The following is an 18,500-nucleotide window of genomic DNA, read 5'->3' as shown; positions in this document are numbered from 1 at the left end:
GTGTTACTCCGCCGGCAGGCCGGCGAAGCGGCGCACCGCGGCGAGACCGGCCGGCGTTCCCGGCCAGTGTCGGGTGAGAGCCTCCGGACCGGCTCGGCGGGTGATGGAACGGAGGGCGATGACGAGAATGATGGCGTCATCGGCGTAACCGAGAACCGGGATGAAGTCCGGCACCAGGTCGACGGGTAGCAGCAGATAGCCCAGCAACAGTGCCAGCCGGACGCGCACGCCTCGGGGCAGGTCGGGATCGGCGACCAGGCGACGGATCAGCCGGATCAGGTCGGGCAACAGTCGCATGCCCTCGCGAAGCCGGACCGGATCGCCGGCTCGGCGGGAGGCCAGCCACAGCAGGCCGAGCAGGATCAGGTACGCGACCAGCAGCCCTACAGCGATCCCGATGAGCGCGTGCCACCACATGCCGAGTCCTCCTGTGCGGGTGCCGGTCGAAGCCTCAGTGGAACTGCGGAATGATCAAATAGAGCCCGAGCAGCAGCATCACGCCGATCAACCCGAGCAGGACCCAGGCTCCGACGGTGGCGGGCATCGCCGCCCGGCTGTCGGCGGCCGCCCGAGCCACCGACAGCAGCCGGATGCCGACCGAGAGCAGCACCGCGAAGAGGGCCGTGACGCCGATCGAGACGACACCGACGATGATCAGCGAAACCCAGTCGATCATGATGCTTCACTTTCGCGACTGGCATGCTGGGCACGCTCTTCCTCGGTTGCCGTCACCTCGGACGAGACTCCGCCGACGTGCGCCGGTACGCGACCGGCGTCCAGTGCCGCTTGTTTGGCGAGCCGTTTGGCGTACTTGCGTTGGGCCTTCGCGATCTTGTTCGGCTTGGCCGCGTTCAGCACCAGCACCTCCGGGCTCTCGGTGACGTTGGTGCGGTCGACCGCGTTTCGGCGGGAGACGAGGTAGATCACCAGGCAGGCGACGCCGAGGCTGGCCAGCAGGATGATCGTGCCGGCGATCCCCTGATCGGCCAGCAGCGAGGCTGCACCCCCGACGACTGCGGCACCCGGCAGGGTGAGCAGCCAGGCGTAGACCATTCTGCGGGCAACGCCCCACCGGACGTCGGATCCCTTCCGTCCGATGCCCGAGCCGATGATGCTTCCGGTGGAGACGTGGGTCGTGGACAGGCCGAAGCCAAGATGTGCTGACGCCAGGATGGTTACCGCCGTGGCCGACCCGGCGGCCGCGCCCTGCTCGGTGTCGATCTTGACAATCCCCTTGCCCAGGGTGCGCATGATCCGCCAGCCGCCGGAATACGTGCCCAGGCCGATCGCCAGTCCAGCCGATCCGATCACCCACCAGTGCGGACCGGTGTCGGGGCTCTGCAGATTGGCGGCGACCAGCACCAGGGTGATGACGCCCATCGTCTTCTGCCCGTCGGAGGTGCCGTGGGCGAGGGCGACCAGTGCGGCGGTGAAGGCCTGCGCGTTACGGAATCCCTTCTTGGCAGACTTCTTCTTCGGCAGGTTCGAGGTGACAGCATCGGAGATCTTGATCGCCGAGGCAGCAGCGAGCCCTGCTATCACCGGAGCGGCAACGGCCGGCAGGAACACCTTGGAGATCACCACGCCGAAATGCACCGTGCCGACACCTGCACCGATGATCACAGCTCCGATGAGGCCGCCGAAGAGGGCGTGGGAGGAACTGGACGGCAGGCCGAAGAGCCAGGTGATCAGGTTCCAGATGATCGCCCCGGTGAGTCCCGCCAGGACGATGACCGGAGTGACCAGCGTCTCGTCGAAGAATCCACCGGAGATGGTCTTGGCGACCTCGGTGGAAAGGCAGGCGCCGACGACGTTCAGGACGGCGGCGAGAATGACGGCTGTACGAGGCGTGAGTGCGCCGGTGGCGATCGGACCTGCCATCGCGTTGGCGCTGTCGTGGAAGCCGTTGGTGAAGTCGAAGATCAGTGCGACGGCGACAACGCAGACCACGACGAACAGCGCAACAGTCACAGCTCCCCTTGGGACTGGGGTAGACGTACCAGTGCGGCCGCGGGCCGCCATGGACCGAACCGCTGGACTGAACAATAGGTGACCGAGGACTGACATGCACGATTCGGGCGGGTCGGCCCCACTCGTGGCGGCATGCATTTGGGCGCATCCGCACCTGCCCGCTAAGCTGAGTCGGCGTTGCCGGCCTGTCCGGCAACGAGCGCCCGTGGCTCAACGGATAGAGCATCTGACTACGGATCAGAAGGTTGGGGGTTCGAATCCCTCCGGGCGCGCTTCCCGAACTGGCCCTGACAAGGGCAAACACCAAACTGGCTGAGAAGTGCGGCACTGACGGCCGCCGGGAACCGGTCGGCTGCAAACCACCACAGCACCGTTCGGTCGCGACGACTCGACTTCCCGGCCCGGGACACCGGCCGCTGACCGCCACCCCGCGACACCACCGACTTCTTCGACAACTACGACCTCGCCTCTGCCGCCGCGAGTAGTTTCGCCGTCCAGACGAGGCGAGCGTCACTGATCCGGCCTCCGCCGCCTGTTTGGACGGCAGATGTGCACGAAGGTCAGTCGTGTATCCGCGCGTACTCCTGAATTAGCCTCGAGCACATGTCCGCGATTCGCCCGCTCCTTCTCACCGGCGGCCCTGCCGTCGGGAAGACCGCAACCGCACGAGCCTTGGCGGAATCGACGGTGCGATGCGCCTACATCGATGTCGACGACGTACGCCAGCTCGTGAAGTCCGGGCACGCCGCCCCGTGGGACGGAGCCGAAGGGCGCGCGCAACACAGACTCGGCGTCCGCAACGCCGCCGCGTTGGCGGCGAACCTCAGAGCCGACGGCTTCGACGTCACGATGAGCGACGTGATCGACGCCGAGCTCCTCCGGCTGTACCGGGACCTGGTCCCGGACGTGGCGGTCATTCGCCTGGTGATCACTGTGGAGATGGCGCGCGCTCGGGCCCGGACCCGCCGCGTCCATCTCACGGATCAGGAGTTCGAGTCGCTCCACCGTCAGCAACTCGCGCCGCTGGACACCGATTCCGACCTCGACGTTTCGGGCTTGACGCTGCACGCGCAGATCGCTGCCGTCCGCGCCGCGTGGTTACGGATTTGATTGACCCGAAGGCGCGCGGACGCGGAGTGGCGGTTGCGCCGGTTCACTGGGCGACGCCCGGGGCCAGCTGGGTCCGGGCGTCGCGTCAGCGAAGTTTCACCAAGGCATCGGCAGCCGGCAGTTCGACCCACGTGTTGCCGGGCGCGAGGAGCAGTGGTTTCCCGTCGTCGGTGCGGAGCATGAACCTGTCGGAGACGCCTGCCTTGGTCCAGGTGCCCTTGACCGAATGTCCGCCGGCCAGTGCCACGAAGCGACCCGAACCGTTGGTCAGCTTCAAGATCGGAACCGGAGCACCCGAGCCCTTTCCGATCTTGCTCACCGACGAGGACACCTTCAGGACGAGGACGTTGGCGGCACTGATCCGGGTGCCGTCGGCCATTCGATGAGGTCCCCACGGCTCGGACCGCAGGTATCGCTTCCGAGAGCGGTCGTAGGTCCAGGTCATGTCGTATCCGGCCCCGTACGGAACGACCGCGGACGATGCCACACCGCTGCCCCGTGCCGCCGACGACGCAGCCAGGTCGCCGGCGTAGTCGAAGTAGCCGGCCGGCGGTTCCCGCAGCTTCGACAGACCCATCAGCTTCCGGGGCTTGACGAAGATGTTGTCGGGTTGCGGCCGGCCGTACTTCGGCGCGTACGCACCGGAATCGGGCACCCGGAGCGTGCCGAGGTCGTCCAGGCGGCCGACCGAATCCACGTATTTGACCACCCATCGGGCGCCCATCGTGTTGCCGAAGACGGGCACGATCGGTGACAACAGCGGAACATCCGGCGGGCGCACGGACCGCACCGGTCCGACTTCGGCGGGCAGTTGGGAGTGGAACACCGCGAGCAGCCGGGTGTACGCGACTCCGATGGGCTCGGTGAAGACGATGTCCGCCTTGTCGACGCCGATCTGGGGATGCGCCTGGCGCACATCGGAGATCTTGATCGCCACCGCAGGATGGTCGAGGTCCATGCCCTTGGTCACCGGGAGTCCGGTCAGGGGTTCCGTGTGCTTGACCGCCCGGCGCGTCGGTGGTGGCGAGGAGGTCGTCCGCGGCGGCGGAGAGGATTCTGTCGGTGTGGGTCCGGCGACGGGGGTGGTCGCGCGATGCCGGCCCGTTATCACGATGCCGAGAACAACGGCGAGTGCCAGTGCGCCCACGGTGATGCCGCCGATCACCATGCGACGCTTGCGATTCACGGGCAAAGAGCACCTCCGACGCGTACCCGATGCCACCGAGGTGGCAAAGCGATGCTAGGCCGGACAGGCGCGGAGTCGCCGCCACTTGGCGTTGAACCCGCCGTGTCGGTCTCGAGCGACCCATGGATCCGCCCCGATCCTCTTCGCAAGGTCAAACTTTGATCGCGCGGCCCGGAGTCGCCGATCAACGCAAACTCAAACTTCGACGGTGCGGCTCGAAATCGGCGGTCGCGGGAGCCCCTGACTCAAACTTTGAACTTCGTTGGGAGGAACGGCGGCGCAGTTCGGTGCTAACGTCGAAAGTGCGGCGCGCGCGGATTCTCAAGCCTGGCGATCGCCGGTTCCATCTTCGGGTGCCGCCTCGAGTTCGGACAGACGAACGGGGGAAATGATGTCACTCGAGAGCACCCAGCAGACCATGGACGCCTACATGGACGCACTCCTCACAGGCGGAGACTTCGGTCAGTACTTCACCGACGATGTGGTGTGGACGACGATGGAGAACGGACAGGAGGTCCGCGGACGGGAAGCGGTCCGGGACTTCATCGCCGGCTTCCACACCCAATCGTTCGACGCACATCCGGAACTGCGATCGCTGACCATCACCGATGGTCGGGCGGCTCTTGAGGCCGACTTCGTCGGCGTCCACGTCAGAGAGCTCGCCGGTATTCCGCCCACCGGCGCCGAGGTGAGATTGCCGTACAGCATCTTCTACGACCTGGACGACGCCGGCATCAGCGCACTACGCGCCTACATTCCACTCCGGGAGATGATGGCCCAGCTGGAAGCGGCGCGATCCGACGCCGCATGATCGTTGATCATCTCTTACGACTCTGACCAGCGCTGGGAGTCGCCCATCCGGCCATGATCACGAATCGGGCGGATCCAGCAGATCGGCGAGCGAAACGTCCTCGTCGACCTGGGTCAAGACGACGTCACCGGCCTGCAACCGCGTCGAGTTGCGGATCGGGAGGTGTCGGCCGGCCCGGCTGATCATGCTGATCCAACCGCGGTCACCGATGCCCAGCTCCGATACCGTGCGGCCGTCGGCGCGCGAACCCGCTGCGATCACGTGGCGCTGCAGGCCCTGCGGCTCTTCGGCGAAACGAACATCAAGAGACCAGGGTCGGGGCGGGTTCTGATGCATCGGTACGCCGAACCGGTCCGCCAGGAACGGAACGAGCCCGCCCTGCAGCACCACCGACATCAGCACGACGACGAAGATCACCGCGAAGACCAAGTCGTCCTCCGGCCGGCGGCTGTCCAGGATGAACAATCCGAGGAGAATCGGCACAGCACCCTTCAGACCAGCGAACAGCACAAACGCCCGCTCGCCGCGTTCGAGTTTGATCGGCAACGTCAGCAGTCCGACGAGTATCGGTCTGATCAGGAAGATCAGGATCAGCCCGATGGACAGACCGACCAACAGATCCCGGGGATGCACTGCTTCGCGGAGGTCGATGTTGAGGCCGAGCACGATGAAGGCGACGATCTCGGCAAGACCGGCCAGTCCGGAACTGAACTGTTCGATCTCCCGCTTGTACGGCACCCGGACATCACCCAGCAGGATGCCGGCGATGAACACCGCCAAGAATCCCGAACCGTGCAATGCCGAGCCGATCCCGTACAGCGCGGCCGCGCTCGCGGCGATCAACACCGCGTGCATGGCCTGATTGCCCAGCCGGACCCGGCGGGCCAGAACGGTCAGGCCGAAGCCGCCGACCAGCCCGACCGCGGCGCCGACCACCATCTGCAGCGCGAACTCGAGAAGGCCGGAACCGAGCGCGTCCAGCCCGGAACCTGTGGCCGCGACCAGGCTCGTCAACAGCGCGATGCCCACCGGATCATTCGCGCCGGACTCACCCTCCAGGATGGTGCCGGTACGACCGGCGATCTCACTGCCGCCCAGAACGGAGAACACCACGGCAGGGTCGGTCGGTGACAAGGCGGCACCGAGCAGGAGTGACGGCTGCCAGCCCAGGCCGAACAGAAAGTGTGCGCAGGTCGCCAGGGCAGCCGCAGAGACTGCCGTTCCAGCGACTCCGATCCAGGCGATCGAACCCGCCGCGGACCGGAACCGCCGCCAGCCGATGTGCATCCCGCCGTCGAACAGGATGAACACCAGGGCGACCGAGACGATGGACTCGCCCCACTGCCGACCGGTCTGCCCGACCGGCGGCAACAGCAGGGCGACAGCCGCTGCAGCGATCAGGAACAGTGCCGGCGCCGGTACTCGCAGCCAGGCGCTGACCTTGCCGCCGAAGATCGCGGCGATGATCGCGCCCGAAACAACCAGCACGGCGACGCCGAACCCAACCGCATCAGACACGAGACGCCTCCGGAGTCGCGACAGTAGATCGCCGACCAGACTTCCCGGCACACCCCATGTTCGGTCGCAAGGCTAACAACCCGATTGATGGTCGCTGCGGCACCATCCGGCCCGTCGGCGCCGGAAGCCACGAACGGCCCGCCGGTGGTCCGGCGGGCCGAAGCATGGCGATCGCGTTCGATCACATGCTGATCAGCAGTGATCGAATATCCGTTGTCTCGCCTTTGAGATGATCAAATTGGAGCTCAGTGATCACCGTCGACGCCAGGGATGTTGGCTCCGGGTACGTCGACCGGAGCGTAGATCCTCGAATCACCCGGGTACGGCACCTTCCACTGGTGGGTCTGGTACCAGATGTAGCGGTTGAGCTGTTCGGGGTGCGCGTAGTCCGGCACGGCGCCGTTGCCGATCAGATGCTGGCTCTGGGTCCACTTCTCCCACTTCGTGGCGGTGCTCAGCTGCGAAGCCGAGATCGCCGTCTTCTTCGCGACTGCCGCGTTGAGCTCCTTGGCGGCGGCACCGGTCTTGCCGAGGGTGTCCCAACCGCAGGACGGCTCGGTGACCACGCCCTCGGTCAACGGCACCTGGTTGGATACCGCGTCGTACGGCCGGTAGTCCGGTCGACCGGTGAACGCCCCATACATCGGTGTGGCCGCAGCCACCTTCTGGTTCAGTGGTTGGGCACCGAGGATCTGCTCGATGGTCCGGACCAGGGTGATCTGACTGTAGAAGGTGTTGATCACTTTGCCGTGCTGCGCCCACGGGCTGATCACCTGGATCGGGGCACGGTGGCCGTCGACATGATCAGCTCCGTTCTGGCTGTCGTCCTCGACCACGAAGATCGCGGAGTCCTTCCAGTACCTGCTGTGGCTGATCTCGTCGACGATCTGGCCCACCGCCAGGTCGTTGTCGGCGTTCTGTGCCTCCGGATCGGCCGTGCCGCCGGTGTGATCACTGGACAGCCAGAACATGTTCAGATTGGCCGGCCCGTTCTTCTCGAAGTCCTGCTTCCAGAGCCGGGCGCGGTACACGTCGGGGATCGAGGTGTCGAACGGCGGGGAGGCGTGATCGGCGATGGCGTTCAGTGATGGGATCACCGAACCGTAGTCACCCTTCAGCTCAGGCGTCGTGAGCTGAGCCGGATCACCGCCCTTCGCCACGCTGGTTGCCGCGCAGTAGTACTGCTGCCAGGTCGAGCCCGCCGGTTTGCCCTCGGTGTATTCAAATTCCCCGTAGTTCCTGGCGGTCCCACCCGCGGCCTGGACAGCCGTCCACAGAAAGCCGGACCGTTGGTGGCCGAGCACGTCCTCCTCGGTGTCGTAGCTGCGGATGTACTCGCCTGCACTGGATTCGGTGTACTCCGGGTTGTCGCCCTGCATCATCCAGTTGTGGCCCTCGGCGGAGTTGGTGCCGACGTCGTAGAAGTTGTCGTACAGCCCGAACTGCCTGGCCAGCGCATGCTCGTTCGGCGTCACTTTCGCCCCGAACTGGGCCAGCTGCGGATCACCGTTTCCCTCGGGCATGTCACCGAACACCTGGTCGTAGCTGCGGTTCTCCTTGACGATCAGGAACACGTGCTTGATCGTCGACGGGTCACCGATGCGGGCCGGCACCGGGACCGGCTTGGCCTTGCCGTGCGCGGCCCGCTTGACATCGGAACCGCTCCAGCCGTTCTGGGCGAACACCTGTGAGGTGTAGCCCGCGATCCGTTGATCACTCGGCAGCACGAACCGGGTCAGGCTCGCGGTGGTGCTGTGTGTCCCGTGTCCGGTCGCCGGAACCGTCCCGGCGCCTTCGTTGTAGGTCAGTTCCGGGCCGCGGGCATCGATTCCCCGAGTGTTGGTGACCACGATCTGGTTGCCCACGGTGGCGATCTGGGACGGGTAGTAGTCGGTGGGCAGCAGGCCGAGGTAGTTGACCGGTTCGCGGGGGTCGCCGTGATACTTGTAGACCGCGACTGCGTTCGCCCGTCCGAGGGTGACCAACAGGTGGTTGTCCCGGCTCAGGGTGATGCTGGTGGGTGCGTACCCGACTGTTGACGACGCCCATGGCTTGCTGGAGATCGTCTGGACGACGTTGTCGGTGTTGGTGTCGATCACCGAGATGCTGTCGTCGAAGGTGTTGGCGACGAACAGCGCGTTCCCGGCCAGGTACATCGCGGTGGGGTGCAGCCCGACCGCAATGGATCGGATCGTTGCCGATGGATGCGCGGTGTCGATCACGCTGACCGTACCCGTCGTCGACGTGCCCTTCACCGGATCGGACGGCACGTCGCTCCCGTAGGACGTCATCGTGGTCTCGCCCGGCTTCGATTGTCGGCCGCCCTCGTTGCTGACGTACAGCCTGTTGCCGACGAACTGCAGTCCCCGGGGCGCGATGCCGACGTCCCAGGTCTGCTTGATCGTCCCGGTCGACGGATCGAGAGCGGCGACGGTGTTCTGGCCGTTGACCGCCGCGTACAGGGTCGTTCCGTCCGGTGAGTAGGCGGCGGCACCCACCAGGGCCGAGTGGCCGTCGACCGTCGGGATCGTGATCTTGGTCGCTGCACCGAGTGTGCCGTCGTCGTTCACGGCGAATCTGGTCAGGCCGTTGGTCTCGGGCAGCCAGAGGTACCGGCCGTTGGGTGAGTACGTCGGACCTTCCTGCCCGACGCTGCCGTCGGACAACTTCTGATCAACGGTCGATGCTGAGCCGACGGTCCAGATCAGCCTGTACGTCTGTAGGTCGAAGATCTGCAGGACTACCGATCTGTCGGTGCTGGTCGCCGCGAGGAACCGGCCGTCGGGGCTGACCGTGGAGCTCATGAACTTTCCGTACGGAGTCTCCAGTCGATCACCGAGCGGTTTGATGATCTGATCGTCGGAGACCTGGATTCCGCTGCGATAGGTCGTACCGACCTGGTTGGTGCCGAAGACCGCGCTGGTCGCGTACGCGAGACCTCCACCGGTCACCGCCATGGTGGCAAGGCCGGCGAGTGCGATCCGGACCGGCCGACCGCGCCAGGAGAATCGGCTCCCGGTGGCCTGCCGGCGTTGGCGTTTGACGTGCATCAATCATCCCTTTCCGGACGTTGCGAGCAGATCGACAGTGCCGTCGAACTGCCATAGGGGGTTTGGGGCGTCTCCGTACGGCGCCCTGAGTTGGAAGAAGCCGTTGACCTCTTTCGGCCCGTCGCCGTCGGCGACGTACCGGCCGTCGGGAGTCAGGTCGAGCTGATAGATCGCCTGGCCGACCGCGGTGGCACCGGGCAGGTGCCAGGACACGACGCAACGCCAGTCGTTGCCGGCGCCTTCGTCGGCCACCAGGCTGCCGCCCTTGTCGCAGTGAGCCTTCGCCCGGAGCTGTTCCTCGGTGACCGCGGGTCGGTGCAACTCTGTGGTCTGCAGCACGTACAGGTGAGCGAAGGAGGTTTCCAGCGACCGTTCGATCTTCGCCCTGCCGATCCCCGAACCGGTCCCTCCGCCGGCGAATCCGATGACCAGCACCGACAAGATCGTGACGGCGACCAGCGGCAACAGACCCGAGACGATTCGGCGACCGGACCCGTCGTTGGCCAGGTCGGTGAAGTCGCGGCGCAGGAACAGCAGGTACGCACCCGCAGTCGCGACGCAGGCCCACACCAGGCCCACCACGATGCCGATGATCATCGGGCCGACCTGTGCCGGATCGGTGAAGAGCCCGCGCCAGGTGACGAACGCCTGGCTCGGCAGCGCGAGCCGTACGGCCACCGGCAGGGGCAGCAGCTGCAGCAGGGCCAGGGCGACCGCGAGAACGGCCGGCAACGCCAGCCCCGTCGGTGAGCGGCCCAGCGCAACCGAGCCCAGCAGGCCGACACCGGCGAACGCCAGCGTCGGCGCCAGCACGCACAACCAGGCCAGCAGCAGCCGGGCGACGGTCTCCGCCGGTGAGAACGTGTGGCCGTCAAGACCGACCAGCGGCCGGTTTCCGGACGACAGCAGACCGCCGACGATGCCCGAGAGCAACAGCCCTGCCGTCGACAGCACAATCACTGAGCCGCTGGCCAACGCCTTGGCGACGAAGATGCGGCGGGGCGACCGCGCGGCGATCATCAGATGCCGCCAGGTGCCGAGCCGGTCCTCGACGGCGAACACATCACCGGCCACGAGGGACACCACCAACGGCAGCGCCCATTCGCAGGAGAAGGCCAAGATCACCAACGCACCCGACCAGCCGGTCGCGTGCATCCACCGGCCGAACACCGTGTCGGACGGCAATGAGCTCTGGGTGCCCACGACGGCAACGAAGCCACCGGGGGCGATCCAACAGGCCAGTAACAGGAGGCGTACCCGCCACTGGGCCAGCAGCTTGATCAACTCGAACCGACAGCCGGACAACAGCGGCGCCGTCCGCGCGGCATGTCCGGACAGCACGAAGGTCGTCACCAGGAGCCCTCCTGCACCGATGGGGAACCGTCCCCGGTCAGTGCCAGGAAAGCCGCCTCGAGCGGCGCGACGACCGGAGCAAGTTCGCGGATCGCGACACCGCCTGCAACCAGCCGGACCACCAGTTCGTCCAGGGCGGGGACGGGTCCTGCGACGATGATCGTTTCCGGGTCTGGGGCAAGCGTCTGCCGGGCTGCGGGCCGCAGCCGCACGCCGGGAGCCTCGGACGCAATGCGTCGGGCGACGTCGGCTTGGGTCACCTGCAACCGGTAGTCCAGTTCACCGCTCTCCGCCGCCAGCTTGCCGACCGGGCCGCTGAACACCAGCCGGCCGGTGTTCAGGATGGTCACCTCGGCGCACAGTGTGGCGAGATCATCCATCCGATGGCTGGACAGCACGACAGCGGCACCGCCTGCGGCCAGCGTCGTCAGCACCCTGTGGACGTGCCGCGTGCCGGCTGGATCGAGCCCGTTCGCAGGCTCGTCCAGCACCAACAGCCGGGGGCGGGTGAGGAGCGCGGCGGCCAGGCCGAGCCGTTGGCGCATTCCGAGTGAGAAGCCGCGCACCGGATCATCGGCGACCTCGCCGAGGCCGACCTGCTGCAACGAATCGTCGACCCGTTCCGCACCGGAACCGCGCAGGGCCGCCAGCGCACGCAGGTTCTGCCACGCGGTCAGCGACGGGTAGAGCCCGGGACCGTCCACGAAACCGGCGACACCATCCGGAACGGCCAACGTCCCGGTGACGGTTGAGCCGAGGATCTCCAGCCGTCCGCGGTCGGCGACGGCGAGGCCGAGAAGAAGGCCGAGCAGGGTGGTCTTGCCTGCCCCGTTCGGCCCGAGCAGTCCATGAACCTGCCCGGCCGCCACCTCAAGATCAACATTGTCCAGCGCGAGCACATCGCCGAACCACTTGCTGATGCCGCGAGCCCGTATCGCCGGGATCTGATCCATGAATGTGCGCTCCTGGGGTTGTGAACCTCGACAGGGACGCTAGAAGTTGCGGATTGATAGAACCTTCACCGGCGGGGAAACTTTTGACAAACGGAAGGCGACCGAATTCGCCGCACGGCCTCCGGTACCCGGCGTTCCGCGGTCGCGGTCACCGCTCGTGCCCTGGACGAGTTGATCATGAGGACGGGGGCAGCTGCCCGCCCAGCCAGTCGAGGATGCGTACCGCGACCGTGTCCGGGACCTGCAGTTGGGGCAGATGACCGGCACCCTCGAGTTCCAGGTAGTGCCAGCCGGGATAGCGCCGGGCCGTACTGCGCGCGGCAGCGACGGGAACCATCCCGTCACGTGACCCGTGGATCAGTAGCACCGGCACGCTGATCGACGCCATCGTCGCGTAATAGCGCCTGGACCGGATCAGGGTCCAGGCCAGCGAGCGCGAGGCGGACAGATGCGCCCGGTCCACACCGGCGACATCGGACTGCCGCTCGATCAGGGCGATCGACCGCTCGACCAGCCCGGCCGGCAGCGCCGCCTCGTCGACACCACAGCGCTGCAAAGTCTCACGCAGGGTCGCGAGAGCGCCGATCCTGTCCCGTCGTGACCGGCGCAAGCGCTCGCCGACCCCCGGAACAGCGTGGACGGCAAGAGTCCAGGCATCCGACGGCGAGCCCAAGACCCGGCTCGGGGCCGGCAGCGCCGGATCCAGCAGCACAAGACTGCGTACCAGCTCGGGCCGAGCGGCCGTCAACAGGATCGCCACCAACCCGCCCATGGAGTTGCCGACCAGTATCACCGGGGCCCGGCAAACCTGCTCGATGAATTCGGTGAGGACCTGCAGGTTGCTCCTCACCGTTGCCGGCCGTCCGGTCGGCGCACTCAGACCGAAGCCCGGCAGATCCAACGCGTACACCCGCCCGGCTTCGGTCAGCCTGGGCGCCAGCAGATCCCAGTTCAGGTGCGACCCGCCCAGTCCGTGCACCAGCAGCACGGTCGGGCCAGAAGGTAATCCTCCGAAGTCGACATAGTGCAGTATCCGGCCCGTCAGGTCGACGGTGCGGCTGCTGCCGATGTCCGGGTCGCCCACCACTCCTCCCGTCAATTCGGTGTTGGATCAGGAATCGTTTCTCGAAAGTGCGTCAAGAGCCCAGCGCGGTGGCCGGCCGTCCGTCACCTGAACCCACCTTGGCCCGCGAGCGGAAGAACGCCGCGATCAGTCCTCCGAGCCAGAAACTCAGCACGATCGCCGCTACCGCGACCAGCGGCGCCTTCACCTCGGCCGGAACCTGGAGGAGCCGCGCCACCGTGCTCAGCACCATCAACACCGGACCTTGGATGACGAACGCGGCGAACGCAGCCCCGGTCCAGACGCTGACCCGTCGCCCGGTGCCGGCGAGGTGACGTTCGGCGGCGCCCACCAGCCAGATCGAGCTGGTGACCAACAGAGTCGCCTCGATGGTGCCGGCGACCAGCGACTGCCAGTGCCATCCGCCGAGGAACGGTCCGACACCGTGCAGGTCGTCGCGCAGGCCGCTCGCCACTGCCAGCACCGGCGCCACCGCCAACGTCACCAGAGCCGCGACGCCGCAGCCGCGCCGCACCCGAGGCGGAAGGTGGGTGTCCCAGCCGCGGCGCGCGGCCGCTATGCCGAGCAGGAACATTCCCAAACACTGCGGCCACCACCAGATGTGCAGGTCGCCTACCTGTCCGCTGTGTACCGGGACCCCGATCCGGACGACGAACGATGCCAGGCTGATCGCGCCGACCACCCCGCCGAGCCGGGTCACCGTGAGCGGGCCCGGTCCTCGACGGCGAGCGCCTGATCTCGACGAGCCGAAGCGGGCCGCTATCCGCTCGAGGCTGGTTCCCGTCGCGAACACAGCGGAGAAGATCATCAGGACCAACGCGAACCACAACGCCCCTGAGTCGAGGAACGGGTCGCGATGTCGGAAGATCCACCACAACGAGACATGCCGGCCGGCACCCCGATAGGCGATCCATACGGCGACCGGCCAGAGTGCGAGTGCGGAAACCAACCAGGGCAGGCCAAGTCGTTGCACCCGTCCGCCGATGTAGCGCAGCCAGCCGTGCCGACGGTAGGACCGCTCGGTGAGCAGACCGGCGATGAAGAAGAAGAGGCCGATGATCACTAGACCCGACGGACCGACGATGATCATCAACAACAACTCGGTCCCGGGTGCGAAAGTGACCTCGTTGACCTCGTCATAGGGCCACCCGCCCACCGCGGAGTAGCCAAGGAGCGCATGGCAGGCGATGACCCAGGCGACCAGCGCGGTCCTGAGCCTGTCCAGGTGCTGCAACCGGTCGGAATCGTCTGGCTGCGTGCCGAAGCTCACAGCATCAGCATCTCGCATCCGGGGGCGATCGGGAGGGGCAAACGTCCTAGAAGGTCCAGGTCGTCGGCCAGCTGTGGTCCGACCCGTCCGCACGCGCCGACAGGCTCGGGCGTATACACGAAGTTCAAAGGAGGTCTGATGAAGATCGTGGTGATCGGTGGCACCGGCCACATCGGCGGCTACCTCGTTCCGATGCTGGTCGAGGACGGGCACCGGGTGACCGTCGTCTCCCGCGACGGTTCACCGAAGTATCGGGACGATCCCGCCTGGCAGCAGGTCGACAAGGTCGCGCTCGACCGAACCGCGGAAGATGCGGCGGGTACCTTCGCCGGGAAGATCGCCGATCTTGGTCCGGACGTGGTCGTCGACATGATCTGCTTCACCGAGGATTCGGCGCGTGCGCTGGTCGCGGGCCTGACCGGTCGCGTGCGGCGATTGGTGCATATCGGGACCATCTGGGTGCACGGCCGCCTGACCGAGGTGCCGGTGACCGAGGATGCGGTACGCCATCCGTGGGGCGAATACGGCACCCAGAAGAATGCCATCGAACAATACCTGCTCAGCCAGTCCCGCACCGGAGTACCGACGGCGATCGTGCATCCCGGACACATTTCCGGACCGGGATGGCCGGTGATCAACCCGCAGGGGGACGGTGAACACCGACGCCTGGCGGACGCTGGCCCTCGGCGAGGAGTTGCTGCTGCCGGGGCTCGGACTGGACACCCTGCATCACGTCCACGCCGAGGACGTCGCGCAGATCGTACGGCTGTGCATCGACCACCCCGAACAGGCTGATCATGAGGCATTCCACGCGGTGTCGGCGCAGGCGCTGACGCTTCGTGGCTTCGCCGAGGCCATGGCCGGCTGGTTCGGACGGGAGGCGGTGCTGCGCTTCGTCCCGTACGAGGAGTTCTTTGCGGCGCTGCCCGAGCCGGAGTCGGCGTCGGCCCGCGAGCACATCACCCGCAGCCACGTGGTGAGCATCGACAAGGCCCGCAATCGGCTCGGGTATCACCCGCGGCACAGCTCGTTGCAGGCCGTCACCGAGGCGGTCGACCGGCTGCGCGCCGACGGTCGGCTCGGCGCCGACCTGCGGAGATAGGGACCAAAGTCCCTTTTGCGACCATTTTTGTCAAAGCCCGGTGCGCGGACAGTTCTGTTGGTAATTTCTGACGTGCAGGCGACGCAGCCTGTACGTCGAGGCAGGACGCTCCGCGTCAACCTCCCCCAGCAGTGCTTTTGGGGCCTTCGACGTTGCGTGCCCGCCCCCGGCGACACACGGACCCCCGACCGTGATCCCGTCTGGGGCGGGCAGACGCAGTTCTGCTCCGCGATTCCTTACTCGGCGTCCTATGCGGCCGGTTTCGTCACGGCGTCGAGCCGCCGCTTCGCCTCGGCGTAGGTGTCCGCCGGAAGTGGCTTGGCTGCCGCCGCGATGTTCTCCACGAGGTGCTCGGGGTTGAGTGTCCCGACGATGTTGGTGTTCATCCCCGGGTGGGCGTTGGTGAAACGGAGCAGGAACTGGGTCCGCTTCTCACCCGGGTCGAGCAGTGCGTCGAGCTTGGCTTCCTCCCAGACGTCCCAACGATCGGCGTCGCCGAGCCCGGCACCGGGCTCGCCACGGGCGACTCCGCCGCGGATGATCACCCCGGCACCCGCATCGGAGGCTGCCTGGATCAGCTGTTCATGCTGCCGCTCCAGAGCGGAGTACGGGATCTGGAATGTGTCGAACACGCCCTGCTCGATGTAGGTCTGCAGGTGCGGGTCGGTCGAGGAGATGCCGATCCAGCGGACCTTGCCCTGGTCCTTCATCTCCTGCAGCGCGGCGACCAGGTCACCCTGCTCGGTCTGTTCGACGGTCGGGTTGTGCAACTGGATGATGTCGACGTAGTCGGTCTTCATCCGCTCCAGGCTCTCGTGCAAGCCGCGGAACAGGTTCTCCTTGGTCCACACGTGTGGAGTGTCATCGGTCTCGTCGTCGCGGCGGACCACCTGGCAACCGCATTTGGTGGCCAGCACGTACTCGTCCCGGCGCCCGGCGATGTATCGCCCGATGTACTCCTCGCTCCGGCCGTAGTCGTTGGCCGTGTCGATGAAGGTGATGCCGTTGTCCAGCACGGCGTTCAAGATCGTTTCGGCCTGGCCGTCCTCGACCGCCCGGCCACCCCAGATCCGTGAACCGCGGATCTCCATGGCGCCGTAGCCCAGTTTGGTGACCTGCAGCCCGGTCCGACCCAGCTCGTTCGTCGGCAGACTCGCCGCCCCGGTCGTTTCGCTCATCCGTCCTCGCTTCGTCGCAGTTGGGGCTCACAACGTGTTCGGCACCATTGTCTGCCCGGGTCGTCCGGGGCCGCCACCGGGCCACCCGTCCACTGCGAAAAATGGATCGCGCGCCGATCCAATCCGGCTACGGTGAAGACACCATGGATACACGGCGACTGGTCGAGCAGCTGGGGCGCTGGTCCGCAGGACGCGGACCTCTCTATCTCCTGCTCGCCGCCCGGCTGCGCCAGCTCATCGACGACGGTGAGCTCGAGCCGGGAGCCCGACTGCCGCCCGAACGCCGGCTGGCGCGGGAACTGGCGGTCGGCCGGGGAACCGTGGTCAATGCGTACGAACAGCTGCGAGCGGACGGCCGGGTGGTCCGTCGACAGGGCAGCGGGACGAGGATCGCCGGCAGCACCGAGCCGCACGCGGACGGCGTGCCGGTGACCACGCAGCCGATGTTCCTGGCGCTGCTCGAGCCGGACGAGGAGGTGATCGGTCTCGCCTGCGCCGCACCTGCCGGGCCCCCAGCCGAACTGGTGGATGCCTACCGGTCCGCAGCGACCGAACTGGCCTCGTTGAAGGAAGACCTGGGCTATCACCCGTTTGGCTATCACCGGTTGCGGGCAGGACTGGCCCGCCGCTTCACCGACCGCGGCATTCCCACCTCGGCGGAACAGATCATGATCACCAGTGGCGGCCAGCAGGCCCTTTCCCTGCTGGCGATGAGCCTGCTCCGGCCGGGAGATGCGGTGGCGGTCGAGTCACCGACCTATCCCGGAGCACTGGAGGTGATCCGCGAGGCGGGCGCGATTCCGGTTCCGTGCGGCATCGGACTGGAGGAGTTCACCCGGGTGTTCCGCGACCACCCGCCGGCGATGGCGTACGTGATCGCCACCAATCACAACCCGACCGGCACGACTTTGCCGGGGCTGCACCGGAGTCGGCTCGCCGGAATCGCCGCCGCGGCAGGGATCCCGCTGATCGAGGACGAGGTCGTCGCCGATCTGAGCTTCCCGGGCCGTCGGGTGCCGCCGGCCATCGCGACCGATCGGCGTGGCTGTGTCATCTCCGTGGGCTCGTTGTCAAAGTCGGTCTGGGCCGGGCTGCGGGTCGGCTGGATCAGGGCGCCCGAGTCGATCATCAATCGTGCCGCGCGGATCCGCGCGATCCATGATCTCGGCGGCAACCTCCCCGCTCAGATGGCCACCGCCGAACTGCTCCCGATCATGGACGAGCTTTGTCGGCGCAGGGCTGCCTTCCTCAAGTCCCGACATGATCAACTGCGCGCCGAGTTGTGCGCGGCGCTCCCGGAATGGTCGGTGCCCGCAGCCGGGGGTGGGCAGACGTTATGGATCCGGCTGCCGCGCGGGGACGGCACGTCCTTCGCCCAGGCTGCCGTCCGGCACGGTGTCGCCGTCGTCCCCGGCGACGGGCTCGACCCGTCCCGGCAGAGTCGTGATCGGATCCGGGTGCACTTCTCGGCATCGGAACAACTGCTGTCCGAGGCCGTCGGCAGACTGGCCGACGCCTGGTCGGACTACGCGGCTCCGAGGCGCGCAACCCAGAGCAGCCCCGTCCTCGCCGTCTGAGCCGCGGAGAACGAGCCAATCTCGGCCGATTGGCTCTTCAGCGGTCCTCCTCTCCACCGCAGGATCACCGGTAGGCGGTGTCCATCGGGACGCGTACGACTGGTTGAGGGGTACGACGATGTTGCTGGGTGTCTGTCCGACCAAGGGTCGGCTTCTCATCGGATACGAGTCGGTCCGTTCGTTGTTCAACCTCGAACCCGGAGTCATGGTCATGTGGTGGGAGTGCCCGTGCGGCGAAGATCATTTCACCGCCTGTGGCCGGGTCGCCGAGGCTGACCCGCAGCGAGCAGCCGCTGCGGTACGCGCCGTCCGCAGCCAGCTCGAAACGGCGTGACGA

The 18,500-nt window shown here is 66.9% G+C and carries 17 protein-coding genes and 1 tRNA gene; 7 read left to right on the top strand and 11 right to left on the bottom strand.

Going from position 1 to position 18,500, the window contains the following annotated elements; translation table 11 throughout:
- Positions 1 to 3: 3 nt before the first annotated feature.
- From GJV80_RS16255 to GJV80_RS16245, 3 genes are read right to left on the bottom strand one after another with little or no spacing between them, the layout of a single operon-like run.
- Complete coding sequence (locus GJV80_RS16255) at positions 4 to 417, bottom strand: YkvA family protein (RefSeq protein WP_154688795.1); 414 nt, start codon at positions 415 to 417, stop codon at positions 4 to 6.
- A gap of 34 nt (positions 418 to 451) precedes the next feature.
- Positions 452 to 676, bottom strand: coding sequence for a hypothetical protein (locus tag GJV80_RS16250; protein WP_154688794.1), 225 nt, complete (start codon positions 674 to 676; stop codon positions 452 to 454).
- A complete protein-coding gene (locus GJV80_RS16245) occupies positions 673 to 1,971 on the bottom strand; it encodes an inorganic phosphate transporter (RefSeq protein WP_154688793.1) in 1,299 nt (432 codons plus the stop codon). Before GJV80_RS16245 ends, GJV80_RS16250 begins: the two co-directional genes overlap by 4 nt.
- Before the next feature lie 199 nt (positions 1,972 to 2,170).
- Here GJV80_RS16245 and GJV80_RS16240 point away from each other — a divergent pair.
- Positions 2,171 to 2,243: transfer RNA gene (locus GJV80_RS16240), tRNA-Arg, on the top strand.
- A 331-nt stretch (positions 2,244 to 2,574) separates the two neighbouring features.
- Positions 2,575 to 3,081 carry a hypothetical protein gene (locus GJV80_RS16235; protein ID WP_154688792.1) on the top strand — a complete coding sequence of 169 codons (507 nt, stop codon included), beginning with the start codon at positions 2,575 to 2,577 and terminating at the stop codon, positions 3,079 to 3,081.
- Positions 3,082 to 3,166: 85 nt separating this feature from the next.
- Here the strand turns inward: GJV80_RS16235 and GJV80_RS16230 are convergent, their stop codons facing one another.
- Positions 3,167 to 4,267: a DUF3048 domain-containing protein gene (locus GJV80_RS16230; protein WP_154688791.1), complete on the bottom strand. Its 1,101-nt coding sequence runs from the start codon at positions 4,265 to 4,267 to the stop codon at positions 3,167 to 3,169.
- Between the two features lie 391 nt (positions 4,268 to 4,658).
- Between GJV80_RS16230 and GJV80_RS16225 the strand changes: the two genes are divergently transcribed.
- Complete coding sequence (locus GJV80_RS16225; RefSeq protein ID WP_195908970.1) at positions 4,659 to 5,078, top strand: ester cyclase; 420 nt, start codon at positions 4,659 to 4,661, stop codon at positions 5,076 to 5,078.
- A gap of 57 nt (positions 5,079 to 5,135) precedes the next feature.
- Here the strand turns inward: GJV80_RS16225 and GJV80_RS16220 are convergent, their stop codons facing one another.
- From GJV80_RS16220 to GJV80_RS16195, 6 genes are all read right to left on the bottom strand, one after another.
- The gene (locus GJV80_RS16220) at positions 5,136 to 6,596 is read right to left on the bottom strand and encodes a cation:proton antiporter (RefSeq protein ID WP_154688789.1); all 1,461 of its coding nucleotides are present in this window, start codon (positions 6,594 to 6,596) and stop codon (positions 5,136 to 5,138) included.
- A gap of 245 nt (positions 6,597 to 6,841) precedes the next feature.
- Complete coding sequence (locus GJV80_RS16215; protein WP_154688788.1) at positions 6,842 to 9,646, bottom strand: alkaline phosphatase family protein; 2,805 nt, start codon at positions 9,644 to 9,646, stop codon at positions 6,842 to 6,844.
- 3 nt (positions 9,647 to 9,649) lie between these two features.
- The gene (locus GJV80_RS16210) at positions 9,650 to 10,999 is read right to left on the bottom strand and encodes an ABC transporter permease (RefSeq protein ID WP_154688787.1); all 1,350 of its coding nucleotides are present in this window, start codon (positions 10,997 to 10,999) and stop codon (positions 9,650 to 9,652) included.
- Positions 10,996 to 11,952, bottom strand: a complete 957-nt coding sequence (locus GJV80_RS16205) for an ABC transporter ATP-binding protein (protein ID WP_154688786.1) — start codon at positions 11,950 to 11,952, stop codon at positions 10,996 to 10,998. Before GJV80_RS16205 ends, GJV80_RS16210 begins: the two co-directional genes overlap by 4 nt.
- A gap of 175 nt (positions 11,953 to 12,127) precedes the next feature.
- Positions 12,128 to 13,036: an alpha/beta fold hydrolase gene (locus GJV80_RS16200; RefSeq protein WP_230207758.1), complete on the bottom strand. Its 909-nt coding sequence runs from the start codon at positions 13,034 to 13,036 to the stop codon at positions 12,128 to 12,130.
- A 52-nt stretch (positions 13,037 to 13,088) separates the two neighbouring features.
- Positions 13,089 to 14,306 carry an acyltransferase gene (locus GJV80_RS16195; protein WP_195908969.1) on the bottom strand — a complete coding sequence of 406 codons (1,218 nt, stop codon included), beginning with the start codon at positions 14,304 to 14,306 and terminating at the stop codon, positions 13,089 to 13,091.
- Positions 14,307 to 14,444: 138 nt separating this feature from the next.
- Between GJV80_RS16195 and GJV80_RS16190 the strand changes: the two genes are divergently transcribed.
- A complete protein-coding gene (locus tag GJV80_RS16190; protein WP_230207757.1) occupies positions 14,445 to 15,101 on the top strand; it encodes an NAD-dependent epimerase/dehydratase family protein in 657 nt (218 codons plus the stop codon).
- A 19-nt stretch (positions 15,102 to 15,120) separates the two neighbouring features.
- Entirely contained in the window at positions 15,121 to 15,408 is a 288-nt protein-coding gene (locus GJV80_RS24105; protein WP_230207756.1) for a hypothetical protein, read from the top strand.
- 248 nt (positions 15,409 to 15,656) lie between these two features.
- Here the strand turns inward: GJV80_RS24105 and GJV80_RS16185 are convergent, their stop codons facing one another.
- On the bottom strand, positions 15,657 to 16,586 hold the full coding sequence (locus GJV80_RS16185) for an aldo/keto reductase (protein ID WP_154688784.1): 930 nt from the start codon (positions 16,584 to 16,586) through the stop codon (positions 15,657 to 15,659).
- Positions 16,587 to 16,729: 143 nt separating this feature from the next.
- Between GJV80_RS16185 and GJV80_RS16180 the strand changes: the two genes are divergently transcribed.
- Together GJV80_RS16180 and GJV80_RS16175 are read left to right on the top strand one after the other, a co-directional pair.
- Positions 16,730 to 18,163, top strand: a complete 1,434-nt coding sequence (locus GJV80_RS16180) for a PLP-dependent aminotransferase family protein (protein ID WP_154688783.1) — start codon at positions 16,730 to 16,732, stop codon at positions 18,161 to 18,163.
- Positions 18,164 to 18,281: 118 nt separating this feature from the next.
- Complete coding sequence (locus GJV80_RS16175; protein ID WP_154688782.1) at positions 18,282 to 18,497, top strand: hypothetical protein; 216 nt, start codon at positions 18,282 to 18,284, stop codon at positions 18,495 to 18,497.
- Positions 18,498 to 18,500: the final 3 nt, after the last annotated feature.

It is taken from the genome of Microlunatus sp. Gsoil 973 (assembly GCF_009707365.1).
Lineage (GTDB): Bacteria > Actinomycetota > Actinomycetes > Propionibacteriales > Propionibacteriaceae > Microlunatus.
The sequence above is the reverse complement of the archived record's forward strand: the minus strand, read 5'-3'. Positions and strand labels throughout refer to the sequence as shown.